This is a genomic window from Dyella psychrodurans (assembly GCF_003363265.1).
Lineage (GTDB): Bacteria > Pseudomonadota > Gammaproteobacteria > Xanthomonadales > Rhodanobacteraceae > Dyella_B > Dyella_B psychrodurans.
Map to the genome: position 1 here is coordinate 273,458 of NZ_QRBF01000003.1, position 25,587 is coordinate 299,044.

The following is a 25,587-nucleotide window of genomic DNA, read 5'->3' on the forward strand; positions in this document are numbered from 1 at the left end:
AACAGACTTGGTTGCTGCGCTTCCGTTCATTGTTGAGTGCTCTGCGGCGCATCACGCGCGATCTTTGTCGTGAAAGCGCTGCATCCAATACGGATAGGGCACGATGGGCTGCGATACATCGTTCAGGCGTTGACGATGCTCCGGCGACAACATCCGTTCCGCCGCCTGCAAATTGGCCGAGAGCTGCGATTCGGAACTGGCGCCGACAATGACGGTGGCGACTTCATCCCGTCCCAGCAACCAAGCCAGGGCAACTTGCGCCGGTGTCGTACCCATCGCTTCGGCGACAGCACGCAGTTCATGCACGATGGGATCTACCCTCTGCGGATCGATCGGCGGAAAGTTGAGATTCGTGCGGCGCCCCTTTGCAACCTGACCATCCTGCGCGGTGTACTTTCCGCTGAGATAGCCACCCGACAACGGACTCCAAACCATCAGCGCCACATTGTTTTGGCGCGCCACTGCAGCAATGTCGTGTTCGATGTCGCGGGCCGCGAGCGAGTAATGCACTTGGTTACTGGTGACCTGCGCCCAGTGCGCGTGCGAAGCGATAGCGTGAGCGCGCTCGAGTTCCGCAGCGCTGAAGTTGCACACGCCGATGTGGCGAACCTTGCCTTGACTGACCAGGTCGTCGAGTGCGCGCAAGGTCTCGTCGAGAGGTGTCAGCGCGTCACGATCATGAAGTTGCATCAGGTCGATGTGATCGCGGCCGAGACGCTTGAGGCTCGTCTCCACCGTACTCAGGATATGCGAGCGGCCAAGGCCGACCTGGTTGGGCCCGGGACCGGTCCGCAGGCGCACTTTGGTCGCAACGAGCATGCGTGTTTCATCGAGACCGAGATCGGCAAGCACTTGCCCAACCACTTGCTCGGACTCCCCTTGCGAGTAGACGTCCGCCGTATCGATCAGATTCACCCCTTGGTCCAGAGCGAGAGCCACCAGGCGGGTGGCCTGTCCACGATCGAGGCCGGCAATCGATTCCCAGATGCCGCTACCCGCTCCAAAGGTCATGGCGCCCAGTGCGAGACGGGAAACGCTTAGGCCAGAACGGCCGAATGTGCAGTAGTTCATCACTTGGCTCCAGTACGGATCGACGATGGAGCACACGATAAGTATTCGACCGGCACTCGCCTAGAGCGTAAAATACGAAATACTTCTTCGTTATGAGCGAATAATAGGATGCGCGTCGATCAACTGGCGGCCATGCGCCTGTTTGTCCGCATCGTCGAAACGGGCTCGTTCGGCCGTGCTGCACGAGCCCTGGCAATGTCGTCGTCGAACGCGACGGAACGGATGGCCCGGCTGGAGGAGACCTTGGGCGTGCGTCTATTGGCCCGCACGACGCGAGCGGTCGCGCCGACCGAAGCCGGAGCGCGCTACTACGAAGTCTGCCGCCGCGTGCTCAACGATCTGGACGAGATTGAAGCGTCGCTAACCGATTCACGTGAAGCGCTGACGGGTAAGGTCCGGGTGAGCGCCAATATCTCAGTAGCGCGATCGATCCTCATCCCACGACTGCCGCAATGGCATGCGCAGCATCCAGGCATTCACGTCGAACTGGTGATGAGCGACCAGCGTAGCGACTTCGTGCGCGACAGCATCGATTTCGCAGTGCGCATCGGTGGTCTCGAAGATCAGGATCTGGTGCTGCGACCCTTGGGGCGCCCGCGACGCGTCACCGTGGCATCGCCCGACTATCTGCGCCAGATGGGCTGCCCGAAAAATCCGGAAGATCTGCGAAGGCATCGACTGATCGGCTTGCTTCTCCCCCAGCCAGGGGCACAGTTGGAATGGGAATTTGAAGCCGATGGCAAGCGTAGCGAGTTGTATCCACCGAGCGTGGCATCCGTGAACGATTCGGATGCACGTCTTCAGCTCGCGATAGCGGGCATGGGCATTGTGCAGAGCCTGTGCTTCATTGCTGCTCCGGCATTGCTGGACGGCAAGCTTGAACGTGTACTGACGGCATGGGAAACGCGTGCTCCCGAGATATCGATACTCTATCCGCGCGATCGCCATCTGCCTGCACGAATCCTGGCGACGATGGATGCGTTCTCTGCCTGGATAAGAGAGGCACTGAGCGACAACCTTGTCGCAAGCACTCACCCTTGAGGCGCACTTCGAGCAGTCGGCCTGTTCGAAGTGCACTCAACTGGAAGACGGGCAGTGTCAGATGGCTAACACATACCCGGCTCCACGCACGACATCCAGCGGGAGCGGCTCGCCAAGTGAAAGAATCACTTTACGGCGAAGACGTTGAATGATCGAATCAAACTGATGCGGTTTGAATTCAATAACACCGTCCATAAGCGTAGCGATAATGGAATCTCTCAACACAATCTCATAAGGCTTTCTCATGAGGATGCCGAGAAATTGTCGCTCCATTTCGTTGAGTTTCACGCCAGCCCCCGCAGGCGATAGAAGAAGCCACCCATCGGAGCTCAAGCTCCACGTCGCAACGGCCGCAGGTGCTGCGGACCTCAATCTGCGTGCAACGCTATAAAGCGTTGCCACCAGTACGTCGTCATCGACCGACTTCGAGAGGCATGCATCGGCGCCCTCCCTGAGACCTCGGACTAAGTCCGCCCGCTTCAATGGTCGACTTACCATGACGATTCCAACATCGATCCGCTCGGTACGAAGCTTTCGAGCGACGGCGAAGCCGTTGCTATCAGGAAGCGATATGTCCAACAAGACAATGTCGGGCAATCGCTTCTCGAAGACCTCATACATTTCCATGACACACCCGGCCTTCACTACGTCGAAGCCAAATTGCTCCAGCGTCGGGCCCAACGCCCAGTCTCGAAGCGGCGTATCACCCGTCAAAAGTAGTACGCACACCGACGAGGGACGGTCGAATGAATTGCGCGACATCGTCACGACATGACTCCACGAAATAAAGCGCCACCAACGCAAGTCGCATCCTCGTGATGCGACTTGCACGCTACGTTCAGCGCATAGCCATGGCGACCGGTTTAGTCGCGTCCACGTCCTCGGTCGCGGACGGCTTTTCCGCGTCTGGCAGTTTCTGCGGCCAGCCTCCGGCCAGCGCCTGGTACAACGCGATCGCGGATGTGACGCTGCGCGTGTGGCTGTCGGCCGCGGCATCTTGTGCGGAGAGCATTTGGCGTTCGGCATCCAGCGTTTCGTAGAGCCCGATCGTTCCCGCCTGATAGCGCACTTGAGCCAGCCGCGCCGCTTCCGCACTGTCGCGCGCGGCGCGCTCGAGCTGCGCATCTTCGCTGCGTGTGCGCGCATCGCGGATCAGCGCGTTCTCGGTGTCCTCCAGTGCGAGCAGTACCGTCTGCTGGTATTGCGCGAGCAAGCCTGCCGCATCGGCGCGGGTCGCATCGATGCGAGCGCGCACGCGGCCGATGTCGAGAAAGGACCAGTCAATGCCGAGGAATGCCGAGTTCATCCCGCTGCCACCCTGAAACAGCGCACCATGAGTGAGCGCCTGCGTGCCGATCAGGCCGCTGATGGAAAGCCTCGGGAACAAGTCGGCCGTGGCAACGCCAACCTGCGCGGTTGCCGCGTGCAAGCGCTCTTCCGCCGCGGCGATATCGGGACGGCGACGAATCAGGTCGGCCGGCGTGCCCGGATCAATGTTCGCAGGCAGGGCCGGCAGCGGCTTTGGCACATCGAGTTCGGCGATCAGCGCCTCGGGCTGGCGACCGGTCAGCACGGCGAGGCGATGTTCGGCCACCGCTACTTGAGCTTCAAGCGCGGGCACGCGTGAAGAAGTGGTCTCGAGCTGGGATCGCGCGAGCGAAAGCTCGTAGTCGGTGTCGCTGCCGGCTTTGTAGCGTGCCTCGACAAGCTCCAAGGTTTCGCGCTGGCTGTTGGCGTTCTCGCGCGCCACGCGCAGTCGCTCCTGCAGTCCGCGCAATTGCGCGTACGTGCTTGCGGTTTCGCCCGCAATCGACACTTGCAGAGCAGCAAGATCCTCTCTGCTGGCGGCAGTGTCTGCACGCGCAGACTCCACTTCGCGGCGCACGCGGCCCCACACATCGAGCTCCCAGCTCGCATTGGCCTGGACGTCGTAGCTGCGGAATGATCGCGGTGTACCTGGTATGACCTGTGACTCGCTCAGTGTCTGATGACCGCCCTGTGCGCTGGCAGTGATCGTCGGCACGAAGTCGAACTTGGCCTCGCGCAGCAGCGCGGCGGCACGGTCGTAGTTCGCCAGTGCGCTGCGCAGATCGTTGTTCGCGGCCAGTGCCTGTTCAACGAGTTGAGTCAGCTCAGGATCGTCAAACGCCTGCCAGAACTGCATTTCGGCCGGATTCGGCTCGGCGATGCCAGCGCTGCTCGATGCCGGCGCTGCTTCCTGTCGTGCGTATTGCGCGGGTGCATGCAGGTCCGGACGATGGTAATCGGGGCCGACCGCGCAGCCGGCCAAGATCAGGCTGGCTGCGATCAGCATGGACAGTGTTGTGCTGCGCATGAGGTTTGCTTCTCCAGGAAATCGTTTAATGGTCCAAACCATGCGCCAGGCTCGCAGCGCCGTGATGGACCAGCCTGCGACCGGACAGCTTGCGCAGGCCGACGTAGAACACCGGCGTGAGGAACAGGCCGAACAGGGTCACGCCGATCATCCCGGCAAACACGGTGATACCGGTGGCAGAGCGCACCTCGGCACCGGCTCCGTGCGAGAGCACAAGCGGAATGGTGCCGGCAATGAAGGCGACCGAGGTCATCACGATCGGGCGCAGGCGCAGGCGGCAAGCTTCGAGCGCGGCCTCGACGATACCCTTGCCCTGGAATTCCAACTCGCGCGCGAATTCCACGATCAGGATCGCGTTCTTGCAGGCCAGTCCCATCAACACCACCAGACCCACCTGCACGAACGTATTGTTGTCGCCGCCGAACAGCTTGACGCCAGCCAACGCCGAGAGCATGCACATCGGCACGATCAGGATGACCGCGAGCGGCAGCACCCAACTCTCGTACAGCGACGCGAGCACGAGAAAGGCCAGCAAAATGGCGACCGGGAACACGAGCAACGAAGCCTTTCCTTGGGTGGCTTCTTGATAACTCAAGTCGGTCCACTCGATGCTCAGGCCGTTCGGCAGCACTTTATTGGCAACCTCGGTGATCTTGTCCATCGCCTGCGCGGACGACAGCAGAGCCGGGTTGGCCTCGCCCACGAAATCGGCGGCCGGATAACCGTTGTAGCGGATCACCGGATCGGGACCGTAGCTCTGCTTGATGTTCACCATCGAGCCGATCGGCACCATCTCGCCCTGCGCGTTGCGCGTCTTGAGATTGGCAATGTCCTCGACCTTCTTGCGATAGTCGCCCTCGGCCTGCGCGTACACGCGCCAGGTACGGCCAAACAGATTGAAGTCGTTGACGTAGCTCGAGCCCAGATACACCTGCAAGGTCTCGAACAGATCGCTCAATGCCACACCCTGGCTCTTGGCCTTGACGCGGTCGACATCCACGTCGAGCTGCGGCACGTTGGATTGATAGCCCGAGAACGGAAAGCCCATACCCGGCTCCTTCATCAACGCACCTTGCAACGCGCCCACGCCTTGCTGCAGTACGCCGTAGCCGCGGGCTGCGCGATCCTCGACGAATAGCGAATAGCCAGCGCCGTTGCCGAGGCCGAGGATGGGCGGCGGCATCATCACGAAGGCGGTGCCTTCCTTGATGGTGTTGAGCTTGGCCTGGATCGCGCCGGCGATCTCTTTGGCACTGACGTGGCGTTCGTCGAACTTCTTCAGAATGACGAAGGCGATGGCGTAGTTAGGTGTGTTGGTGAACTGGGTCGGGTTGAGGCCCGCGAACGAAAGCGTGTGCGCAACGCCCTCGGTATCCAGCGCCATTTTGACCATTTGCTTTACCACCGCGTCGGAGCGGCTGATCGAGGTGCCCTCCGGTAGTTTCACACCGGCGATCAGGTACAGCTTGTCCTGGGTTGGGATAAAGCCGCGCGGCACGGTGTTGAACATCACGCCAGTACCCACGAGCAGAACCACGTAGACCATGAACGCCATCCCGCGGCGCCCGAGGATGCGCGACACGGCGCCCTGATATTTTTCGGAACTTGATTTGAAGAAGCGGTTGAATGGTACGAAGAGCCAGCCGAACGCCCGCTCGATCCCACGCGAGATCGCATCCTTGGGCGCGTCGTGCCCGCGCAGAAGTTTGGCCGCGAGCGCCGGCGACAAGGTCAACGAGTTGATCGCCGAGATCACGGTCGAAATCGCGATGGTCACCGCGAACTGCTTATAGAAGGTGCCGGTGACGCCGCTGAGAAAAGCCATCGGCACGAACACCGCGCACAGCACCAGTGCGATGGCCACGATCGGCCCGGACACTTCTTTCATGGCCTGGTGCGCGGCCTGCAGCGGCGTGCGTCCTTCTTCGATATTGCGCTCGACGTTCTCGACCACGACGATCGCGTCGTCGACGACGATGCCGATGGCCAGCACGAGGCCGAACAAGGTCAGTGTGTTGATCGAGAAGCCGAGCACATACAGTACGCCGAACGTGCCCACCACTGACACCGGCACCGCGATCAGCGGAATCATCGAGGCGCGCCATGTTTGCAGGAACAGGATCACCACCAGCACGACCAGCACAATCGCCTCGCCCAGCGTGTGCACCACGGCCTTGATCGAATCGCGCACAAAGATCGTGCTGTCGTAATCCGAGCGGTAGGTCATGCCGGGCGGGAACTGCCTGGACAGCTCGTTCATCTTCGCGATCACTTCGTCGCGCACGGCCAATACGTTCGCGCCCGGCGACTGGAACACCGCGATCGCCGTGGTGTACTTGCCGTCGAGTGCGCCACGCAAGGTGTAGTCGCTGGCGCCCAGTTCGATGCGCGCCACGTCGGCCAGGCGCACAACCGCGCCGTTGGCATCGGCCTTGAGCACGATGTTGCCGAACTCCTCGGCCGATTCCAGGCGGCCCTTCGCATTGATTTCGATCAGGGAATCGCTGCCACCCTTGATCGGTTCGGCACCGAGTTGGCCGGCCGAGACCTGGATGTTCTGATCCTGGATCGCGCGCACCACGTCGCCTGCCGTCAGGCCAAGCGAGGCGACCTTGTTCGGATCGAGCCAGACGCGCATCGCATAGTCGCCGCCGCCGAACATGCGTATTTGACCGACGCCGGGCAAGCGCGAGAGTTCGTCCTTGATTTTGATGTTGGCGTAGTTGCGCAAGTAAAGCGCGTTGTAACGGCCGTCCGGAGAGTACGGCGTGACCATCACGGCGAAGGTCGGCGACTGCTTCTGCGTGGTCACGCCGAGCGCGACGACTTCCGATGGCAGGCGCGATAGCGCCTGGGCGACGCGGTTCTGCACATCGACCTGCGCCTGATTGGGATCCGTGCCCGGCTCGAACGTAATCGTCATCTGCAGGACGCCGTCGGAACCAGCCACCGATTTCATGTACATCATATGGTCGGCGCCGTTGATCTGCTCTTCCAACGGAACCGAGACGGTTTCAGCGATCACCTTGGGATTGGCGCCCGGATAGGTCGCGGTCACGACCACGGTCGGCGGCACGACTTCCGGGTATTCGCTGATGGGCAGCAATGGGATCGCAATCAGGCCGGCAACGAAGATCACGATGGACAGCACCGCCGCGAAGATCGGGCGATCGATGAAGAATTTGGAGAAATCCATGGCGTCGTCCTTACTTCGCCGCGATCGCGGACAGCGCGGCGGGCGGTGCCAGCGGCGCCCCCATGACCACGTCGCTAGCCTTCACAGGTGCGCCCGGGAAGAAGATCTTCTGCATGCCGGCGACGATGACCTTGTCGTTCGGCGCGAGTCCCGACTCGACGATGCGCAGACCATCGGCAAAGCCGCCAAGCGTGATGTCCTTGCGCAAGGCTTCGTTCTTCGGGCCGACCACATAGACGTATTTGCGGTCCTGGTCGGTCATGATCGCCTTGTCGTCGACGAGCATCGCCTTGAACTCGGCACTGCCCTCCAACTGCACGCGCGCGAACAGGCCCGGGATGAACACGCGATTGGGATTGGGCACCACCGCGCGCAGATTGATCGTGCCGGTGGTTGAGTCGACCTGGTTATTGACGAAATCGACCGTGCCCGAATACGGAAAACCCGTGTCGTTGGCCAGCCCGACACGTACGGGATTGGCCGAGTGTGGCCGTTGGCCTTTGCGCGCGAGTGCCGCGTAGCGCAGATAGGTCTGCTCGTCCGGCTGAAAGTAGACGTAGACCGGGTCCTGCGAAACCACGCTGGCCAGCACGCTTTGGTCGGCCTGGGCCAGATTGCCGACCGTCAGCATGGCGCGTCCGACGCGCCCGGCAATCGGCGAGCGCACCTCGGTGAAACCGAGATTGAGCTTGGCCGTGGCCAGCGCCGCCTGGGCGGCGCGCACGTCGGCATTGCCCTGGGCCAGGTCCGCGTGGCGCGTGTCGAATTCTTCGCGTGACATCGCCTTCGCGGTGATGAGTGTTTGTGCGCGCTCTTCTTGCAACTGCGCCAATTGCGCTGCCGCATGCGCGCGTTCGAGTTGCGCCGCCGCGCTGTCGTAGGCGGCCTGGTAGGGGCGCGGATCGATCACGTACAGCAGATCGCCAGCCTTCACCTCGTCGCCTTCCTTGAACGCGATGCGCTCGATGTATCCGCTGACCCGGGCGCGCACCTCCACGGCGTCGGTGGCGGCGATGCGGCCGGTGAATTCATCCCACTGGCGCACGGGCTTGATAACAACCTGAGCCGCGTCGACCTCGGCCGGCGGCATCGCCCCCGCCTGCGCGCCGCCCTTGTCGCAGGCAGCGAGCATGGCGGCCATCAAGGCGACGGCAAAGACGGGATAACTAGCGCGCAAAAACACGCGCTTATGCGGGAAGTAAGGCACAAAGCATCTCCTTGACCAGAAACGCGGACCAGCTCTATATTGAAGCTAACTTCAACTTCATATCATATTGAAGTTGACTTCAACTTAAGTCAAGTGCCCGTGCACCCATTTTTCCGGCAGGATGGCCTGCCACAGCCGGTGACGCGGCTCCAAACCGCGCACCCTTGCGCGAACTGCGTAGGCCGTTCACGATGAATGCGTAACCACGAAAATCTTCCCCATGACCGCTTCCCCAAAAACGAAGGCTGGCGCCCGCGACTTGCCTCGCACTGTCCAGCTCATCAGCATCCGCGATGTGGCGCAGCAGAGTGGCGTGCCTGCGTCCACGCTGCGCTACTACGAAAAGCTCGGGATGATCGCCTCCGAACGACAAGGCAGCGGTGAGCATCGCCGCTATCGCGAAGTGGTCCTGCAGCGCATCAACTACATCACGCTGGCCCAACGCGCCGGATTCAGCCTGGAGGAAATCGCCGGACACCTCGCCAAGGTGGCGGCGAACGAGCTGCCGTGCGGGAAAAACTGGAAGCCGTTGTCGCGCTTATGGGAGCAGCGCATCGATCAGCGCATCGCCGAACTCGAGCAGTTGAAGATCGATTTGAGGCAATGTGCGGCCGATGCGGCCGATTGCTCTCCATGAGGTGATTTCAATTCTTGAGTCGGCAATCGGCCAACGATCCGACTGTCGTCGGTCAACTGGGTAGAGTGAATCGAAAATCCGCGCAAATGCACGGATTACTTATTTCCGTGCCGCCCCAGGGCCACTAGATCCGCACTCTCCAACACCCGCTCGGAAGCGCCCCTGCGTGCGGCGACGATCATCGCGCGCCCCAGCTCTTCGGTGGTGATGACGCCCTTGGGCCAGAGCCATTGGAAGATCGGCCAGAGCGGCGACAGCAAACTAAGCAGCACGCTACCGCCCGGTGCCTTCGAGCGCTCGCGATGCATGGGGCGCAGCGCAGCGAGCCGGATCATGAACGCCTCGGATAAAAGCGCGAGAAGATCATTCTCCGTGCGCCCCTTCACGCGTGCCCACATGGCTTTGCCGCCGGTACCCATGCCGGAGACGTAGAGGAATCGCATCGCCGGATTCTTGCGTGCCAATGCGCGAGCCCAACCCATCGTGAGGTCGTACGTAAGGTGCCTATATTCGGCCTCGCTCATGCGCGCGGAAGAAACGCCGAGGCAAAAGAAGCACGTGTCATAGCCTTCCAATTCGTCCGGGTCCACGTTGAAGTCGAACATGTCATCGCAGACAAGATCATGCAGCTTCGGGTGTGCGACGCCGCACGACCTGCGGCCGATCGAAAGAACCGCCTCGACGTCCGGATCGAGCAGGCACTGCCGAAGGACACCCTTTCCCACCATGCCTGTCGCACCAAAGAAAATGATCTTCATGCAGTACTCCTGAGCTTTTCGTAGCGATCATGTACTACGAAGTACTCGCTATCGCCTTCGCACGAGCGCTGAGCGAGCTCAAAGAAAGGCTGGTGGTTAGTGGACACTACCGTGGCAGGCAATGACTTCGGGCATGCGGAACACATGCTCAACACATGCAATGTCCACCGTTCATGGCGATGCTGCTTCCGGTTCTAAGACAAGCGTCCCGGTTACCAGAGCCACACGTTCACCCTTCATGGGTGTTCTTTGCAGTGAGTTCGCTGAAAAGGGCGTTCATGGCCGCGTGAAACGATGACATCGCCTCCGAATGACCCATCGCCTTGGCGGTATCGTGCTGCCAGATTTGGAACGCATCCCGTAGCCCGGTCACGAACAGGGTGTGGCTGGTGATGGCCACCTGCGCCATGGATTGCGCATTGCTTACATGCGCCTGCGCAAGACGCATCAAAGCTTCGCCTGGATTCGCTGTCAATGATTGCGGATCATCGTTCCGGGCAATCTTATCGATCTCTTCCTGGGTTTCTTCGATGTTCTCGCCGACCATGTAGCCGAAGGTGTAGATCCAGCATTGCCCACATTCTTTCAGTAGTTTGCTCGTACGCAATGCAAATTGCAGGTTGGCCTTATATACATCGAGTGGAACCCCGGTTTTCGCCGTAACGGACATGACTACCTCGTTATGGAGTGAAAGGCCGTTCCTTGCAGGGCGGCACGGGTTCATGCCTGGCATAACAACTGGGTTATGGCGGCGTCGCCTTGAAGACATGAACATTCCTGGCTGACTGTACAGCACGCAATGCGCATGCATTGCTTAGTGTCACTTAATACCGAATGAAAATTTCAGCGACTTTAATTTCGACATGGCACCGTTACATTCGTTGGCATGGTTGATATTGAAGCGGGTTTCAAGCGATCTGATGACAATCAAATTTTCGTTCGCATTGGCGAGGCGGCGTTTGGCAACTCGAATGTGATTATTTTCTCCCCTTCCCGCATTCACGTCGCCTCGCCCCTCTCATTGGTATCGCGGTTCGCTTCGCCCACGTTGCCGCGGTGGCCGGCCATTCGCTTGAACGGCTTTGTTGAGATGACTCTTTCTCCACCCAGGAGACGCATGGTGTGCTGATCTACTTCGTTCGCACCGAAATGGTGCGCGGCATTGAGGCGGAAATCGCCGCCAACGGTCTTAGCCTCCGTTTCATCCAGTTCCTGATCATCAAGCACCTGGCCATGTTTGGCGCGATGACCGCCACCGAACTCGCCCGCGCGGTGGAGCTGAGCGTTGGGGCCATGACGCGCCAGCTCGACCAGCTGGAGGGCAAGGGTTATCTGCGCCGCGGCCGGCACGAGCAGGACCGACGCGCCATGCGAATCAGGCTCACCGAAGACGGACATGCGCTGTGGCAACAACTGACGGGTTGTAACGAGCGCGTGCTGGAAGCGGCGCAGCTTCCGCTGAGCGATATCGAGCGGGAGCGTTTGCACGACTATCTCAGCCGTGTACTGCGCGCATTGCGCGACAAGAACAACAGCTGACAGGTCTCTGGCGACCTGTCTTGCGCCGCGAATTGAGCCTTGAGCGGTTTGATGCACCGATACCGGACGGGAAGTGCAGGAAAGCTTCCCGGCTGCTTCATTCACTTTACACGCCGAGATTGAAAGCCATGCGTCTGCAAACCCTTGCGGCAGCCTCCGGACTGACGTTCGCCCTAGCCGGCTGCGCGACCAGTGGCGGGCTGCATCCCAACGCCGCGCTGAGCGATCCTGCGTCGCTGAATGCCGAACGCAGTCTTGCCAACGTGCAACTGTCCGAAGCGGCCTGGCCGAAGGATGATTGGTGGACAGTCCTGGGCGATCCGCAGCTCAGTGCGCTGATCGCCGAAGCACTGCACGACAATCCGAGCCTGGTCGAAGCCGATGCGCGCGCTCGCCAGGCGCAAGCCAATGCTGGTGCCGTCGATGCCACGCGACAACCCACCGTCAATGTGGGCGGCGGCGTGGCCGAAGAGCGCCTTCCCACATCGATCCCGGCGCTGGGCAATGGCCGACTGGGTTCCACCAAGTACGTCTACGGCAGCTTCAAATGGAACCTGGATGTGTGGGGCGGCCAGCGCGCCGCGTGGGAAGCCGCGCTTGGTCAGCAGCGCGCTGCTGAAATTGATGCGCAGGCCGCACGTATCATGCTCTCGACCAATGTCGCACGCGCTTACGTGCAGCTCGGCTATGCATACGCGCAACAGGACGTCGCCTTCGCGGAACTGAAACGCGCCAGCGAAGCGCGCGATCTCACGCGCCAGCGTGTCGCAGCCGGCATCGACAACCAGATGCAGCTCAAGCAGAGCGAATCGGAAGTCGCCAGCGCACAAGGTCAGAAAGCGCAGGCCGACCGCGCCATCGACGCGGCGCAAACGTCGTTGTCCGTGCTGCTCGGCAAGGGACCCGATCGCGGCAAGGACATTACTCGCCCGGCCTTGCTGCCGCCGGCAGCACTGAGCGTGCCGGCGAATTTGCCGGTGGAGCTGGTCGGCCATCGCGCCGATCTGGTTGCCGCACGTTGGCGCGTGGAAGCGGCCAGCAAGGACATCACCTCCGCCAAGACCGAATTCCTGCCGAACGTGAACATCGGTGCGATGGCGGGATTGATCAATTTCGGCGGCGCCGACCTGTTTTCACTGCGCAATCGCTTCTATGAAGCGGCGCCGGCGATCAGCCTGCCGATCTTCGACGGCGGCCGCCGCCGAGCCAACTTGAACAGCAAGGACGCGCAGTACGACCTAGCCGTGGCGCAGTACGACAAGACACTGGTGTCTGCCGTCAACGAAGTGGCCGACGACTACGACGCCATTGCCTCGATGCAGCAGCAGATTGCCGCGCAACAACGTGCGCTCGATGCCGCGAACGATGCATGGACGCTGGCCGAACAGCGCTACAAGGCGGGCATCGGCAGCTATCTGGAAGCCCTCAGCGTGCGCCAGGAACTGCTCGCCGCCGAACAGCGCATGGCTGCGCTGCATGCGCAGCAGTCCGACCTCAATGTGCAACTGATCCAGGCGCTCGGCGGCGGCTTCCGTCCGCAGGCCGGCGCCGAACTTACTTCCAGGTAATTTCAAATAATCCCCGAGGCATCCGTATGTCCAGTTCCAATTCCAATACTGCCGGCATGCCCGCCGTGCAGGCGCCGCCCGCAACTAACAGGCGGGGCATCCTGCTTCGGCTGCTGTTGGTGGTACTCGTACTCGCCGCCATCGCATGGACGGTGTGGTACTTCATCGTGGGGCGCTGGTACGAAAGCACCGATGACGCCTACGTCAACGGCAACCTCGTGCAGATCACTCCACGCATCGCCGGCACGGTCGTGAGCATCACCGCCGACGACGGCGACTTCGTGAAGCAGGGCCAGGTGTTGGTGCAGCTGGACAAGTCCGATGCAGACGTTGAATTGCAGCGCGCCTCGGCAAATCTCGCCAACACGGTGCGACGCGTGCGTGGCTTGTACAGCACCGTATCGGGTGCACAGGCCCAGGTCGCGATGGAAACAGTGGCGCTGCAAAAAGCACAGGCGGATTTCAATCGCCGTCGCGATCTCGCCAAGACCGGCGCGATTTCCGCCGAAGAACTGTCGCACGCAAGCGACGTGCTCACCTCGTCGCAGAACGCGCTGGATACGGCCCTGCAGCAGTTGCAGACCCATAAAGCACTGGTAGACGACACCGTCGTCGCCTCGCACCCGGATGTGAAGGCCGCTGCCGCGATGTATCGCGCCGCGTACCTCGACGACGTGCGCACCGTGATGGTGGCGCCCGTCACCGGCTATGTGGCCACACGCTCCGTGCAATTGGGGCAACGCGTTCAATCGGGAGAATCGCTGATGGCGGTGGTGCCGCTGCATGAAGTGTGGGTGGATGCCAACTTCAAGGAAACGCAGCTCACCGACATGCGCATTGGCCAGCCAGTGGAGGTCACCGCCGATGTGTATGGCGGCTTGGTGAAGTACAAGGCCAAGGTGGAAAGCCTCGGTGTGGGCACGGGCAGCGCGTTCTCGCTGTTGCCGGCGCAGAACGCCACAGGCAACTGGATCAAGATCGTGCAGCGCATTCCGGCTCGCGTGGTATTCACCGATCCGTCGCAGCTCGACAAGTATCCACTGCGCATCGGCATGTCGCTTAACACGCAGGTGAACATGCACGACAAGGGTGGCTTGATGCTCGCGGCCACACCGCCCGGCGCACCGCGTTTCAGCACGGACGTCTACCAGAACGATCTCGTCGACGCGAACGTCCAGATCAAGCGAATCATCCACGAGAACATGGGGCAGTCAGTCGGCGCCGATGGCGAAGGCGCTGTCGCCAAGGCGCCGTGACTTTCTCGCTTTTCGGCGATCACCAGAAACCCCTGCCTCGCCTTTCGCGGAGAAGGGGCAGCGTACGTGCTCAAAACGTCATTCGCACCACGGAAACACCATGAATACCCAGTTCCGTCCGCCGAACCTCGCCCTCACCACCATCGGCTTATCGCTGTCGATCTTTATGCAGTCGCTCGATACGACGATTGCCAATGTGTCGCTGCCAACCATCGCCGGCAACCTCGGCGTCAGCAGCGATCAGAGCACTTGGGTCATCACCTCTTTCGCTGTCAGTCAGGCCATTTCGCTGCCACTCACTGGTTTTCTCAGCCGACGTTTTGGTGAGGTGAAACTATTCGTGTGGTGCACGCTGCTGTTCGCGCTGGCTTCCTTCTCATGCGGCGTAGCACAGAGCATGGGGATGCTGATTGTATGCCGTGCACTGCAAGGCGCCGTGGCGGGGCCGATGTTTCCGATCACGCAAAGCCTCATGGTCGGCATCTATCCGTCGGATAAACGCGGCATGGCCCTGTCCCTGCTGTCGATGGTCGCGGTGGTGGCACCGATCACTGGCCCGATCCTTGGCGGCTGGATAACCGACAACTATTCCTGGCCATGGATCTTCTTCATCAACGTGCCGATCGGCATCTTCGCGGCCATGGTAGTGGCCCATCAAATGAAGAGTAAGGTCGAAGCGATAGAGCGTCCGCGCTTCGACTATGTGGGCCTCATTACGTTGACAATCGGTGTCGGTGCCCTTCAAGTCATGTTGGACAAGGGTAACGACGCGGATTGGTTTGATTCGAACTTTATCGTAGCCCTTACCATCATTTCGGTGATCAGTCTCGCGATCTTCCTTATCTGGGAACTCACGGATGACGAGCCGATCGTCGATCTTCGGCTGTTGCGGCATCGCAACTTCAGGTTCGGTACGCTGGCCTTGGTGTTGTCGTTTTCGGCTTACTTCGCCATCAACCTGCTGCTGCCGCAGTGGTTGCAGCGCAACCTCAATTACACGGCCACCTGGGCGGGCTTTGCGGCCTCGCCACTTGGCGTAGCACCGCTGCTGCTCAGCGGCCTCATCGGGCGCTACGGTTCCCGTTTTGATATGCGGATGCTGGCGTCAATCGCCTTCCTGGTCATGAGCATCACCTCATTCCTCCGCACAGATTTTTATCTGGACATCGATTTCCCTCATGTGGCGGCCATGCAAGCACTGATGGGCGTGGGCGTGGCGCTATTTTTCATGCCGCTGACAGTCATTTTGTTGTCGGACCTGGAAAGCAACGAAATCGCGGCAGGTGGAGGCCTGGCAACATTCCTGCGCACCCTGGCCGGCAGTTTTGCGGCATCACTCACCACCTTCATGTGGGACCGTCGCGCGGTGCTACATCATTCGCAACTGACAGAACGTATCACCGCCAATAACCATGGCATCGTGCACGCCGTGACCCGGCTCGGAGGCGGCGATACGCAACGAGGTGCAAATATCCTCGACGGCATGATTACGCAACAAAGCTATCAGATCGCCTTTAACGAATTGTTCCAGGCGCTTGGCTGGATTTTCCTGGGGCTTATCCTGTTTGTCTGGCTTGCGAAACCACCGTTCGCCGCCAAGTCCAAATCCGCCGGCGTAGCGCATTGAGCTGGCAAGCCTGCATCGCTCGGGGTTTGCTTGATGCCTGGTGCGATCAGTCAGCCGGAAGTATGTCGAATCATGTTTATGAATGCGCGCAACGGGGCGGATATCTGTCGGTTACTTGGATACCCGAGAAAAAAGCCGTCAAACGATGGCGAGAATTCATCAAGCACTTTCACGAGCTGCCCGGTTTTAAAGTAACACTGCACCATTGTTTCCATGGCATAGACTATTCCTACTCCGTCCACCGCGGCCCGTATCGCAAGCTCAGAACTATTTAGAATCAGGCGTCCCTCGATAGGAACGCGTTGAGCACGCACGTCGTGAACGAATGACCAGGGAAAAAGAGGTTGATCCGGCGCAAGCCGGTATTGGATGCATCGGTGGCTGAGCAATTCCTCAGGCGTTTGTGGATGCCCATGGCGTGCGAGATAGCCTGGTGCTGCAACGAACGCCATCTTCATCGGCCCTGTCGCACGCACCGCTATCATGTCCGTGGCAAGGTGATCCAATGGACTGATGATGGCGTCAAAGCCTATTGCGACAATATCCACGGGTGCCGGGTCAATGCGCAGCTCCAACTGCACCTCGGGATAATTGGAAAGGAAACGCTCCCATACGGGAGACACGGTGGCAGAGGCAGCCCCGGGTGAGGCATAGATCCTGAGCATTCCGGTGGGTCGCTTGCGCTTTCGATTCAAGTCTTCCAATGCGCCACAAATTTGGCCAAATGCGGGCCTTACCTCATCGAATAATCGAGATCCCGCATCTGTCAGCGATACGCTGCGTGTGGTGCGATTGAGGAGCCGCACTCCCATTCGCTCTTCCAGTTGGCGCATCGTTTGACTGAGCGCGGAAGGCGTGACGCTCAGTCGTGAAGCTGCAGCGCGAAAACTGTGCAGTTCGGCAACCTGTAAAAAAGCCGCTAACGAGGCAATGTCTTTAGGGCGCATTGATAAATGCCGCTTACTACCGAATGTAAATTATAGCGACTTTTCATCCGCTATCTCGTCGCTACATTAGTTAGCAAGATCGAAGCTGATCTCATTACTCGCCAATTGATTGGGTTCAAAAGCAGAAAACCAACGGCGGCATGTTTAATAAACGAGTTAACAACTTCCGTGCAATTAAGACGGTTGGCATGAAAAGGTGTCGCGCGTCGTTGAACGAAACAGCTCTTCCCTATGAGCCGCTGTTGCTTCAGTCATGTGTAGCGAGAAGCAACTCCAGACGAATAGTTGGCATTCCCTTGTCTCGACCGTGGCTAGCCAGTTTCATCACGATGATTTGCGAAGATTGGACCGATAACACAGCGATGGTTTCTAGCTCCGCATAGCCTTTTGTCCTTTCGTAATGCCTGGGTACTATGCGCCCGTTTTGGCGAGGCGGTATGTGCGCGCCTTGTGGATATCCCCTAGTCCCATCCACATCCATACCGCCTCGCCATCCTTGATCGGCAGCTTGAGAGTGAGTCATTCGGCGCAGGAATCTTCTGCGTTTGAACGTGCGTCTACGACGGCAGCGACATCGGCGGCCTGTTCGATTTCGCTGATTACGATTTTTTCGCTAACGATTCAGAACAACCGTCCTGCTTGATGACGGCCCTGCTTGAGACGATCGCGTTTGCTGGCGCTCGTTCCTGGTTTGTTGTGCGCCGAATTGCACAGGTGGCCGAATCAAGAACCGGACAGCGGGTGCGCTGAGTACGACAGCCCACATTACAAACCGGAAAATCTCCCGCGCCCGAATCTGCGTATTCAAAAGAGGAGCCTCACGACATGGCGTGTGCCGTGCGCTTTTTTTTGAAGGTCAGCCACAAAGCCGCAGCCAAGAAGTAAAAGGCGCCAAACCCGGCATAGCCAGTCAGCTGAACGAGACCGGGCGCGACATGGAAGGATCGGTAAATAAAGGCGATGCCGGCAAGCGCCGACTGCGCACCGCTGATCATCATGAAGGCCTGCCCACCGAGTTTCCGGCGCGAGATGCCCACGACCAACTGAAAGATACCCGCAAGAAGCGCCCAGCTACCAAACACCAGAACGCCACCCGCATTGCCGTGCAGACTTACAGCGATGCCCATGCAAATGGCGGTGATTACACTGACGATCATGTTGAACGTTTGGCCTTTGTTGAACGCGAGGCCGCCACTTTTCTGTGCGTCCAGCCAGTTCGCGAAGGCGTCCCACGCCGGATAGAGCACAAGCAACGCCCCTGCGAGCACCAACGACGCGGGCGCCGTGATCACGACCAGCGAAATCCATGCAGCGGCTACGCCGGCCCGAAGAAAATAGAACTGCTGTAACCAAGTCATGATGAGCGTTCCTAGTCGATGAATGAGCCATCCTACTAGTTGGTAGATACAACGTCAATGCTGAAATTGGGCTCTTAATTGGCATCGTTAGGTGTCTCAGATATACCTACCTAGTGGTAGGATGGCGCCATGACGACACAACAGAAGCTCATCGATTCGGCTCGTTACCTCATCCAGACGCGGGGCTACAACGGATTCAGCTACGCGGACGTCGCCGACCAGGTCCAGGTGCGCAAGGCGAGCATTCACCACCACTTTCCCGCCAAGGCCGACCTGGCGCGGGCCGTCGTGGACGAGTCGCGCGCGCAAATCGAGCAACATGCACGAGCGCTCGCTGACGCTGGCGTCGATCCCCAGCAACAACTTCTCACCTACACCGGCTATTGGGAAAAATGCATCGCTGACGCGTCGGCGCCTTTTTGTGTCGCGGGCATGCTCGCGGCCGAGATGCCGACACTACCCAGCGACTTGGCCGACGCCGTGCGCGCGCATTTTCGCGCGTTGACAAATTGGCTTGAGGCCGTCTTGAGCACAGGCTCGCAGCTCGGCGTCTTTCAATTGCGCAATTCCGTTCGGCAAGAAGCCGAGGCCTTCATGGCGATGGTCTACGGAGCGATGTTAGTCGCTCGCGCCTACGCGACACCTACTACGTTCGCCGATATCGTGGACTTGGAGTTCAAGCGGCTCTTAGCGAGGTAGCTGCATAAGCTCGTCATACTTTTCAGTATTGGCCAAACTATGGTTCAACCCGCATGATGACCTCCAGCGCGCGACTCAGAGATACTCGGAGATGCTTCCGTAGCTCGCAAAGGAGCATGGTCTAGACATCGCAGAAATCAAGGCGCTCTGTGCCTGGTTCGGCGCTGATGTTGTAGCTGGCCCACATTTTTTAGTTTTGGTTGAGGCTTCAGATGGGCGATGGTCAATCGATCACTACATCGGCTCTCCGGGAAGGGGCTACAGTAAGCTCCGCAGAAGCCGAAGCGCTACCTAACATTTCGTTCAAAGCGGACCGCTTCGCCTCCGCTTAATTCCAGCGATAGGCCGCATATGGGAACTCTCGTGAAATTTGAAGATCGCGCGGTCGCGTTTATCGATGTATTAGGTTTCAAGACTCTCGTGGCTGGCGCCGTCGAAAGAGATGAGCAACTCAAGCAGCTCTCGGGGCTGGTGGACCTCCTCTCGTCAGCGGTTCCGACGTTGGATGCGAGTGTAGATACGTCTATCGCAGCGCATCTCATACCGAAGCACATATATATTTCCGACTGCATCATTCTGAGTGCCCCACTTACGGACACAGACCGCCAGAGCTACGATGGGCTTTCCGTGGTTGTCATGCGTGCAATTCAGCTTGCGCACTATTTTCTCAGAGCCGGGCATCTGATTCGAGGCGGAATTTCTGTTGGTAAGGTTTGGCACACCAACTCCAATATCGTTGGCCCCGCTTACCAAGAGGCGTTCCTGCTTGAGCAGAATTGCAATGAACCTATCATCGTTCTATCAGAATCGGCGGCAAAGCGCTGGAACGGTGGATCACGCATGTGTTTGCAGGATAATGGCCAAGTTTTTGTAAACGGACTTTTTGACTATTACATTCCTAACAACACACAGCATGGCGAGATTGAGCGAACATATGCCAACTATGCAGCGCTGGCGGATCAAAAGCTTGCAGAAGGCCTTCCCCAGTCTGCACACGAGAAGTGGTCTTGGTTCAAAACATTTCTGCAAACAGAAGCCTCGGAAGGCCTCAAGTGGGCGCAGGCCTAACAATTCATTCAAGCTGACGCAGCTTCGCGGCACGGCTTAATTCAGGCGTTGGAAGGCGCCAGGACACTAATGCCGAATTCTTTTCTCTACCTCAATGGCCTGAGCGTCCCCCGCGTAGTCAACCTCACCGACACCGTTGAGCTGAGACCGGCGGTCGGCGTTTCGGATAATCTGGCCTTGAAACTTGCGACGTGCTCCGAGGACGCGGCCGTCTACTTGTTGACACTGCCGAGGATTACCAGCGAACTCAGGATCACGTCCGCAAATGAAGAGGATCTCGCCCCCGACGTTTGGAATGCGGGCTGGGATGCTCTGCTGTTGGGAGCAGTCTTCGCATGCCCCATTGATTGGCCCATCGAAAGCGAGTGCTCTGCTGCAGACGTTAATTCCGACTCTTCGCTTCGCGTTACGCAACATCATCTCCACGGCTGGCGCCATGCGCCTCATACCGCCTCCGAGGAGGACTGTGCTTGGCTCGACGAACATTTCGTCAAGGCCCGAGCATTTCTAAAGGATGAGATATTTCGGAACGCCGTCCATTGTTTGGCCTCATTTCATTGGCATCCTCATCCACGCCCTCGTCTCGCGCTCCTTTGGGCGGGAATCGAAGCCCTTTTTGACATAGATAGCGAACTGTCTTTTCGACTCAGCCTTCTCGCGGCACGATTTCTCGAGCCGAATGATCGAGATGCCGCTAGGGTTCTGTTCACACAGATCAAGGATCTTTACAAAGTTCGATCAAAGGCGGTGCATGGCGGCAGGATGAAAGGTGACACCCAGAAGCTCATTGGTAACTCAGCGGCATTGCTCCAGCGATTGCTGCGACGGTGCATTGAAACCGAGTCCTTGCCTGTCGCTGAGGAGCTAGTTTTATGAGAGCCTTCACACAAGCGGCTCCAGCGGGTGTGCTTTGCTCCGCTCAGCGCGCTGTGGAACCGCTGTATTAGGCATCACGAATGCTCCTCTATAAATACCGGGACTGCGCGCAGCGCACGTGGGAGCTCCTGCTCAGCCGCAAGCTTTTCTTCGCGACGCCTGAGCAGCTCAACGATCCTCTAGATTCCTCGATCGACATTCAGGCGGAGTACGAGCGAGCAAAGGAGTTGGTGCGCGAGTCGGATGATCACCCTGATCTTCGCAATTCATTCTTGGTCTTCTTGTTAGATGGATATCACCGTTTCCACGATCCCACCACGGGCAAACGGATCGGCTTGAACAAGGCTCTCCAGCACTTCATTCAGTCGCTTGGTATTTTATCTTTTTCACGCGTCGCGACAGACGCACTTCTTTGGTCGCACTACGCTGAAGGCCACTGTGGCCTGTGCCTTGGCTTCGACCCGGAGCTTCTCGAGTTCGAGGATGTTTTCATCAAGGGTGACGTTGAATACGCCTCGAAGCCTCCTTACGTGGACCTGTTTGTTAAAATGACGAAGGAGATAGGCGAGTTCGTCCGCCCATGGGAAAACCACAAATATCCACGTGAACAGGGCGATCAGTTTTACACCTCACAGCTCTCTCGCCTGATGCACGCAAACTTGCTGGTGAAATCCGAGAAATGGCGGTACGAGGAAGAGTATCGGATGGTCACATCTCGTCCAGGGCTCCATTCGTTCTCTCCAAAAGCATTGCGTGAGGTAATCCAAGGCACCAAGATGCGCGAAGGAGACCGCGAAAAGCTAGCCGACATCTTGTGTCATCGAGACTATTCGCACGTACGCGTCCGAAGCGTTCAAAACGTTCCTGGCACGTTCGACTTCGAGTTGGCGGAACGGGAGTCCTTCCCCCGAAAACGGGACGAAAACGGGACGGAGGTAGTTAAGAAAGATTAATTACGTCCGTGCCGTTTTTGCGGTCCCGTTTTTGCGAAGACTGGTTGCTTCACCGCCATCCACATAGCTCATCCACTGGCACATAGCAAGTAAACTAGGCCGCGTTTTTGGGAGCTACATTAATTCATGGCCAAAAAAAATTCGTCTAATACCCAGATCGTTGATGCTGCGAACAGTCAAACCCGAGCTGCTTGGATAGCCGCTATCGCGGCAGTTGTTGCCATCTTAATTTCGTGCTTTTCACTCTATGAGTCCCACGAAACAAGGGTTGCGGTTTTTCACGATGAGCTCGTTATTCGCGCACGTAGGCCAATGGGTGATACGCCAATCTTCATTCATAAGGAGAGCGGTCCGGCCCCCTTTGATGGCATTCGCGCTCCTTGGAATATTCTGATTTCGAACACAGGAGCCAGTACAGTTTCGATCACCGGATACGACGTACTGCAAATCGGAGGCACCTTCGGCGAGATGTTCTATTCTGGTCTCAAAGGGGGGCTGCATTCACCGGAATCCGAAAAGAGCGTTAGCCTGCCAATTTCCTTGGAAGCAGGCCAGAGTATTCGCCTTTTACTTGTGGTCGGGATGAATCCGGGTGTCAAGGCGTACAAGTTACTGCTGGCTGAGGTCGGAGACCACGATGCACAAATGCCCGTGGACACTGCAGAGAAGCTACTGGCAAAGAATGGAGTGGACATGTACGACAATCCAGTTAGCCTTCTTGGCTCGGGAGATGAAAGCAATGGTTGGCGTGTCGATAAACAAGGAAAAGAACAAATATTCCTTGTAAAGTTTCATACTGCCCGCGGAGCGGAAGCCAAAGTAGTTATGTCTTGGTACTCTCTCCAAGATTTCTAGGCGACTCCAACACGTAGAAAAGGTAGAAAAGGGGTCATAGAAAAGGGTTCAGAGCCCTCTATTCTTAACCTTATTCATGACGAGCGCTCCAAAATTTTCACTGGTCATACCTTCAATGACTATTCGTCTTAGTTGCCACGGCTGAACAGTCGTTTGCCCGCTAACCGATTAAACGGCATTGTCCCGGATTAAGTGATCGTTGATCACCGTGAGTCCTGCAAGCGGAAATAGCTGAGCACACCTCACAAACAATCGCGGCCGCACAATGGCGGCCGCGTTGCATGGTGGTCGTTGCGTAGAACTTAGAAGCGGTATTCGAGGGTGCCGCCGTATACGCTGGTGCCGAAGCGGCCCTGCCAGATGCCGGGGGCCAGCGAATGGTATTCGTCGTAATTCAGGCTTACGCCCAGGTGGCGGTTGAAGTCGTAGCCCACGCCTGCGCCTGCATAAAAGCCGTTGCCACTGGCACTCGCTGAAGCGGATATCAGACCGAGCGTGTCGTGCGTGTGTGCGTCGGTCTGCGAATGGAACCAGCCTCCGCGCACTGAAAAGAACCAGCCGTAGGCGTCGCCAGCATGCCACTTGAAAACGCCGCCCAGGATTTCGCCCTTGGTTCTGGCGCTTATGCGGACGGGGTCGTAAGGACCACCCAAGCTGGACACGAGGTTGTAGTTGGTTCCGGCCACTTTACCCAAATCCACGTAGCCGGTTTCCGCGCCCCAGGTATACGACTGGGCGTTCCACAGATAGCCCAGACGCACCGCGCCGGCCCAACTGGTGGGATCCCTGTCCCGCAGATTGTTGAAAGCGGTGTCCTGACCTGCCGCTTCGCCATTGACGAAGATTTGGCCGTCCACTGCCATGGCCGACGTAGACGCAATAGCCACGGCCACGCCGATGGCGATCTTTGAAATTCCTATTTTCATTGGAGCCCCTGATAAAAGAGTGGGTTGTTGTCGACGAATGAACGCAACGATCCGACCACTTTGGTATTTGCACCGATTCAGCAGCGCAAACTTTTACGACCGCGAGGAAACTCGCGGACCGGGCATTTTCAGTGAAAGCGATGCGCTTCGCAAACGACGCGCGGGAGCCCGAAAACGGGACTGCTCCAGGTTCACTTACTACTCACGATCAATGTGCCAACGCGCCATCTCCATGCGTCGTGGCGTGCGTCATGACATCCAACACATGCAAACCTGAAAGCTCGGATCGCCGAAGCGTTGTCCGATCGGGCTGCGTCGAATGACAAGCAGGGTGTCGTGATCGCCGTTGCGTGCAGATCAGACCAGCTTGATCTGCACGCCCACGTTGCCGCACGTGGCATGCGAGTGCGGGCGGATATCGCGATGTACGGTATCGACCCGTTCCTGCGCTACATCAACATCGATGCGCGGCAGGCTTACTTCAAGCTTCACAGCGACGCCTTTCCGTGGTGCTGTCCTTTGCGCCGCCGAAGCCTCTTTGAAGCGAGAAAATCACCGCTTGGTGATCGACACGGCGCCCACGGAAAGCCCCAGATCAATGCCCTCTCCGCTTCCGTGGAGTGCCAGTGAGGTTGTGCCCTTGGTAAGCAGCTGAGCCTCACCGCTCTTCATCGCGCCCGCATCCGCGCTGGCCTGCGCGTAGTCGCCAAATACATCGTCGATGCCGCGCACATGAGTGATCTCACCCTTGCCATTGTCGATTTGGTATTTACCTGCGGTGAGGCCGCCACCATGGATCGTGATCTTCACATTGGCGTGCTGGCCATTGCTGCATGTCACCGTGCCGGTTCCCGACGCGTGCTTGTAGATCATCGACCAACCCGACAGGCTGAAGCTCAAGTGACAAGCCACATCGGCGTCGGCGGCCTGTACGCGGGAAGCGGAAAACATAGCCACCGTGCCAGCGCAGCCCAGAACGAGGGCGGCCCTACTAAACGTACGCATCATCATCATCTCCTTGTTTTAGAGGAAAGCCCAACGCCGGCACAGCCGGCACGCTCGACGCACCGCGCGCCGCGCTTTGAACGTCGTTCCGCGAGTGTAAAGATCGTTGGCGCCGATTGATTGGATGATTTTGAACTGTATTGACGACTCTTGCTGCAACATCCCAAGCACCCGAGAGAAGGGGTCCGAGAAATCGCGGCTACTCCAGAGCCCTTTATTCATCAAAAACCGAGGCAGGCTCACTTGTTGCGGCAACTTGCCATCTCTTGAGTGAATCTCCCTGCGCTTCTTGTTTCCACCTACTCACGATCAATGTGCCTGCGCGGAATCTCCATGCGGTGTGGTGTGCGTAATGGCTTCCAACACATTGCAAACCTGAAAGCTCAGATCGCCGAAGAGTTGCCCGATCAGGCTGCGTCGAATGAAAAGCAGGGTGTCGTGATCGCCGTTCGTCGTCGAGGTGCCGGCGAGCTGTGCCATCAAAAGAAGTTTGTCGCGAATCATGCACAGATCGTCGTAGTGATCTTGGGACAGCATGTAGCTTCCCGCGTTGAACAGGTTGTGATGGGGGTTATTCATGGGCCTAGTCCATTACCGTAGGTCGCGCCACGTATTGCGCGTGGCGCGAAGGGCTACAGGAAAAATCCTGCACGTAGTGTTGGAAC

General features: G+C 58.6%; 24 protein-coding genes. 11 read left to right on the forward strand and 13 right to left on the reverse strand.

Translation table 11 applies throughout. The annotated features are described in order from the left end of the window. Positions 1 to 51: 51 nt before the first annotated feature. Positions 52 to 1,071, reverse strand: a complete 1,020-nt coding sequence (locus tag DWU99_RS10385; protein WP_115477953.1) for an aldo/keto reductase — start codon at positions 1,069 to 1,071, stop codon at positions 52 to 54. A 108-nt stretch (positions 1,072 to 1,179) separates the two neighbouring features. On the opposite strand from DWU99_RS10385, the gene DWU99_RS10390 reads away from it, so the two are divergent. Next, positions 1,180 to 2,112 (forward strand): LysR family transcriptional regulator, encoded by a 933-nt coding sequence (locus tag DWU99_RS10390; protein WP_115477954.1) that lies wholly within the window; start codon positions 1,180 to 1,182, stop codon positions 2,110 to 2,112. Between the two features lie 57 nt (positions 2,113 to 2,169). Here DWU99_RS10390 and DWU99_RS10395 read toward each other — a convergent pair whose 3' ends face one another. From DWU99_RS10395 to DWU99_RS10410, 4 genes are all read right to left on the reverse strand, one after another. After that, positions 2,170 to 2,874, reverse strand: coding sequence for a response regulator transcription factor (locus DWU99_RS10395; RefSeq protein WP_233511061.1), 705 nt, complete (start codon positions 2,872 to 2,874; stop codon positions 2,170 to 2,172). A gap of 76 nt (positions 2,875 to 2,950) precedes the next feature. Beyond that, positions 2,951 to 4,447, reverse strand: a complete 1,497-nt coding sequence (locus DWU99_RS10400) for an efflux transporter outer membrane subunit (RefSeq protein ID WP_115477956.1) — start codon at positions 4,445 to 4,447, stop codon at positions 2,951 to 2,953. 25 nt (positions 4,448 to 4,472) lie between these two features. Further along, a complete protein-coding gene (locus DWU99_RS10405) occupies positions 4,473 to 7,643 on the reverse strand; it encodes an efflux RND transporter permease subunit (protein WP_115477957.1) in 3,171 nt (1,056 codons plus the stop codon). A gap of 10 nt (positions 7,644 to 7,653) precedes the next feature. Further along, positions 7,654 to 8,784 (reverse strand): efflux RND transporter periplasmic adaptor subunit, encoded by a 1,131-nt coding sequence (locus tag DWU99_RS10410; RefSeq protein ID WP_115478184.1) that lies wholly within the window; start codon positions 8,782 to 8,784, stop codon positions 7,654 to 7,656. A gap of 286 nt (positions 8,785 to 9,070) precedes the next feature. On the opposite strand from DWU99_RS10410, the gene DWU99_RS10415 reads away from it, so the two are divergent. Then, positions 9,071 to 9,487: a MerR family transcriptional regulator gene (locus DWU99_RS10415; protein ID WP_115477958.1), complete on the forward strand. Its 417-nt coding sequence runs from the start codon at positions 9,071 to 9,073 to the stop codon at positions 9,485 to 9,487. Positions 9,488 to 9,582: 95 nt separating this feature from the next. Here the strand turns inward: DWU99_RS10415 and DWU99_RS10420 are convergent, their stop codons facing one another. Together DWU99_RS10420 and DWU99_RS10425 are read right to left on the reverse strand one after the other, a co-directional pair. Beyond that, positions 9,583 to 10,245 carry a Rossmann-fold NAD(P)-binding domain-containing protein gene (locus tag DWU99_RS10420; RefSeq protein WP_115477959.1) on the reverse strand — a complete coding sequence of 221 codons (663 nt, stop codon included), beginning with the start codon at positions 10,243 to 10,245 and terminating at the stop codon, positions 9,583 to 9,585. A gap of 229 nt (positions 10,246 to 10,474) precedes the next feature. Further along, positions 10,475 to 10,915, reverse strand: coding sequence for a hypothetical protein (locus tag DWU99_RS10425; RefSeq protein WP_115477960.1), 441 nt, complete (start codon positions 10,913 to 10,915; stop codon positions 10,475 to 10,477). A 452-nt stretch (positions 10,916 to 11,367) separates the two neighbouring features. Between DWU99_RS10425 and DWU99_RS10430 the strand changes: the two genes are divergently transcribed. The 4 genes from DWU99_RS10430 to DWU99_RS10445 all read left to right on the forward strand — a co-directional run bounded on the left by DWU99_RS10430 (position 11,368) and on the right by DWU99_RS10445 (position 16,235). Further along, positions 11,368 to 11,784 carry a MarR family winged helix-turn-helix transcriptional regulator gene (locus tag DWU99_RS10430; RefSeq protein WP_325048470.1) on the forward strand — a complete coding sequence of 139 codons (417 nt, stop codon included), beginning with the start codon at positions 11,368 to 11,370 and terminating at the stop codon, positions 11,782 to 11,784. Positions 11,785 to 11,912: 128 nt separating this feature from the next. After that, complete coding sequence (locus DWU99_RS10435) at positions 11,913 to 13,352, forward strand: efflux transporter outer membrane subunit (RefSeq protein WP_115477961.1); 1,440 nt, start codon at positions 11,913 to 11,915, stop codon at positions 13,350 to 13,352. Positions 13,353 to 13,378: 26 nt separating this feature from the next. Next, the gene (locus DWU99_RS10440; RefSeq protein WP_115477962.1) at positions 13,379 to 14,608 is read left to right on the forward strand and encodes an HlyD/EmrA/EmrK family protein; all 1,230 of its coding nucleotides are present in this window, start codon (positions 13,379 to 13,381) and stop codon (positions 14,606 to 14,608) included. 100 nt (positions 14,609 to 14,708) lie between these two features. Then, a complete protein-coding gene (locus tag DWU99_RS10445) occupies positions 14,709 to 16,235 on the forward strand; it encodes a DHA2 family efflux MFS transporter permease subunit (protein ID WP_115477963.1) in 1,527 nt (508 codons plus the stop codon). Between the two features lie 50 nt (positions 16,236 to 16,285). Here DWU99_RS10445 and DWU99_RS10450 read toward each other — a convergent pair whose 3' ends face one another. Together DWU99_RS10450 and DWU99_RS10455 are read right to left on the reverse strand one after the other, a co-directional pair. Then, complete coding sequence (locus DWU99_RS10450) at positions 16,286 to 17,182, reverse strand: LysR family transcriptional regulator (protein ID WP_115477964.1); 897 nt, start codon at positions 17,180 to 17,182, stop codon at positions 16,286 to 16,288. Positions 17,183 to 18,000: 818 nt separating this feature from the next. Next, positions 18,001 to 18,474: a hypothetical protein gene (locus DWU99_RS10455; protein WP_199535758.1), complete on the reverse strand. Its 474-nt coding sequence runs from the start codon at positions 18,472 to 18,474 to the stop codon at positions 18,001 to 18,003. 195 nt (positions 18,475 to 18,669) lie between these two features. Between DWU99_RS10455 and DWU99_RS10460 the strand changes: the two genes are divergently transcribed. From DWU99_RS10460 to DWU99_RS10480, 5 genes are all read left to right on the forward strand, one after another. Beyond that, positions 18,670 to 19,239: a TetR/AcrR family transcriptional regulator gene (locus DWU99_RS10460; protein ID WP_115477966.1), complete on the forward strand. Its 570-nt coding sequence runs from the start codon at positions 18,670 to 18,672 to the stop codon at positions 19,237 to 19,239. Between the two features lie 363 nt (positions 19,240 to 19,602). Then, entirely contained in the window at positions 19,603 to 20,307 is a 705-nt protein-coding gene (locus DWU99_RS10465) for a hypothetical protein (RefSeq protein WP_199535759.1), read from the forward strand. A 69-nt stretch (positions 20,308 to 20,376) separates the two neighbouring features. After that, positions 20,377 to 21,183 carry a HEPN domain-containing protein gene (locus DWU99_RS10470; protein ID WP_115477968.1) on the forward strand — a complete coding sequence of 269 codons (807 nt, stop codon included), beginning with the start codon at positions 20,377 to 20,379 and terminating at the stop codon, positions 21,181 to 21,183. 80 nt (positions 21,184 to 21,263) lie between these two features. Beyond that, complete coding sequence (locus DWU99_RS10475) at positions 21,264 to 22,136, forward strand: DUF2971 domain-containing protein (RefSeq protein WP_115477969.1); 873 nt, start codon at positions 21,264 to 21,266, stop codon at positions 22,134 to 22,136. A gap of 126 nt (positions 22,137 to 22,262) precedes the next feature. Continuing rightward, on the forward strand, positions 22,263 to 22,991 hold the full coding sequence (locus tag DWU99_RS10480) for a hypothetical protein (RefSeq protein ID WP_115477970.1): 729 nt from the start codon (positions 22,263 to 22,265) through the stop codon (positions 22,989 to 22,991). 302 nt (positions 22,992 to 23,293) lie between these two features. Here DWU99_RS10480 and DWU99_RS10485 read toward each other — a convergent pair whose 3' ends face one another. The 4 genes from DWU99_RS10485 to DWU99_RS10500 form a co-directional block, all read right to left on the reverse strand. After that, entirely contained in the window at positions 23,294 to 23,917 is a 624-nt protein-coding gene (locus DWU99_RS10485) for an outer membrane beta-barrel protein (RefSeq protein WP_115477971.1), read from the reverse strand. 357 nt (positions 23,918 to 24,274) lie between these two features. Further along, complete coding sequence (locus DWU99_RS21330; protein WP_267897519.1) at positions 24,275 to 24,409, reverse strand: hypothetical protein; 135 nt, start codon at positions 24,407 to 24,409, stop codon at positions 24,275 to 24,277. Between the two features lie 60 nt (positions 24,410 to 24,469). Then, on the reverse strand, positions 24,470 to 24,928 hold the full coding sequence (locus DWU99_RS10495; RefSeq protein ID WP_115477972.1) for a hypothetical protein: 459 nt from the start codon (positions 24,926 to 24,928) through the stop codon (positions 24,470 to 24,472). Between the two features lie 303 nt (positions 24,929 to 25,231). Then, a complete protein-coding gene (locus tag DWU99_RS10500; protein ID WP_115477973.1) occupies positions 25,232 to 25,501 on the reverse strand; it encodes an XAC0095 family protein in 270 nt (89 codons plus the stop codon). Positions 25,502 to 25,587 lie beyond the last annotated feature (86 nt).

Bases quoted from the DNA above. Each gene is read 5' to 3' on its own strand.
- DWU99_RS10385 (WP_115477953.1), bottom strand. From the start codon at position 1,071: ATGAACTACTGCACATTCGGCCGTTCTGGCCTAAGCGTTTCCCGTCTC.
- DWU99_RS10390 (WP_115477954.1), top strand. From the start codon at position 1,180: ATGCGCGTCGATCAACTGGCGGCCATGCGCCTGTTTGTCCGCATCGTC.
- DWU99_RS10395 (WP_233511061.1), bottom strand. From the start codon at position 2,874: ATGTCGCGCAATTCATTCGACCGTCCCTCGTCGGTGTGCGTACTACTT.
- DWU99_RS10400 (WP_115477956.1), bottom strand. From the start codon at position 4,447: ATGCGCAGCACAACACTGTCCATGCTGATCGCAGCCAGCCTGATCTTG.
- DWU99_RS10405 (WP_115477957.1), bottom strand. From the start codon at position 7,643: ATGGATTTCTCCAAATTCTTCATCGATCGCCCGATCTTCGCGGCGGTG.
- DWU99_RS10410 (WP_115478184.1), bottom strand. From the start codon at position 8,784: ATGGCCGCCATGCTCGCTGCCTGCGACAAGGGCGGCGCGCAGGCGGGG.
- DWU99_RS10415 (WP_115477958.1), top strand. From the start codon at position 9,071: ATGACCGCTTCCCCAAAAACGAAGGCTGGCGCCCGCGACTTGCCTCGC.
- DWU99_RS10420 (WP_115477959.1), bottom strand. From the start codon at position 10,245: ATGAAGATCATTTTCTTTGGTGCGACAGGCATGGTGGGAAAGGGTGTC.
- DWU99_RS10425 (WP_115477960.1), bottom strand. From the start codon at position 10,915: ATGTCCGTTACGGCGAAAACCGGGGTTCCACTCGATGTATATAAGGCC.
- DWU99_RS10435 (WP_115477961.1), top strand. From the start codon at position 11,913: ATGCGTCTGCAAACCCTTGCGGCAGCCTCCGGACTGACGTTCGCCCTA.
- DWU99_RS10440 (WP_115477962.1), top strand. From the start codon at position 13,379: ATGTCCAGTTCCAATTCCAATACTGCCGGCATGCCCGCCGTGCAGGCG.
- DWU99_RS10445 (WP_115477963.1), top strand. From the start codon at position 14,709: ATGAATACCCAGTTCCGTCCGCCGAACCTCGCCCTCACCACCATCGGC.
- DWU99_RS10450 (WP_115477964.1), bottom strand. From the start codon at position 17,182: ATGCGCCCTAAAGACATTGCCTCGTTAGCGGCTTTTTTACAGGTTGCC.
- DWU99_RS10460 (WP_115477966.1), top strand. From the start codon at position 18,670: ATGACGACACAACAGAAGCTCATCGATTCGGCTCGTTACCTCATCCAG.
- DWU99_RS10470 (WP_115477968.1), top strand. From the start codon at position 20,377: ATGCCGAATTCTTTTCTCTACCTCAATGGCCTGAGCGTCCCCCGCGTA.
- DWU99_RS10475 (WP_115477969.1), top strand. From the start codon at position 21,264: ATGCTCCTCTATAAATACCGGGACTGCGCGCAGCGCACGTGGGAGCTC.
- DWU99_RS10480 (WP_115477970.1), top strand. From the start codon at position 22,263: ATGGCCAAAAAAAATTCGTCTAATACCCAGATCGTTGATGCTGCGAAC.
- DWU99_RS10485 (WP_115477971.1), bottom strand. From the start codon at position 23,917: ATGAAAATAGGAATTTCAAAGATCGCCATCGGCGTGGCCGTGGCTATT.
- DWU99_RS10495 (WP_115477972.1), bottom strand. From the start codon at position 24,928: ATGATGATGCGTACGTTTAGTAGGGCCGCCCTCGTTCTGGGCTGCGCT.
- DWU99_RS10500 (WP_115477973.1), bottom strand. From the start codon at position 25,501: ATGAATAACCCCCATCACAACCTGTTCAACGCGGGAAGCTACATGCTG.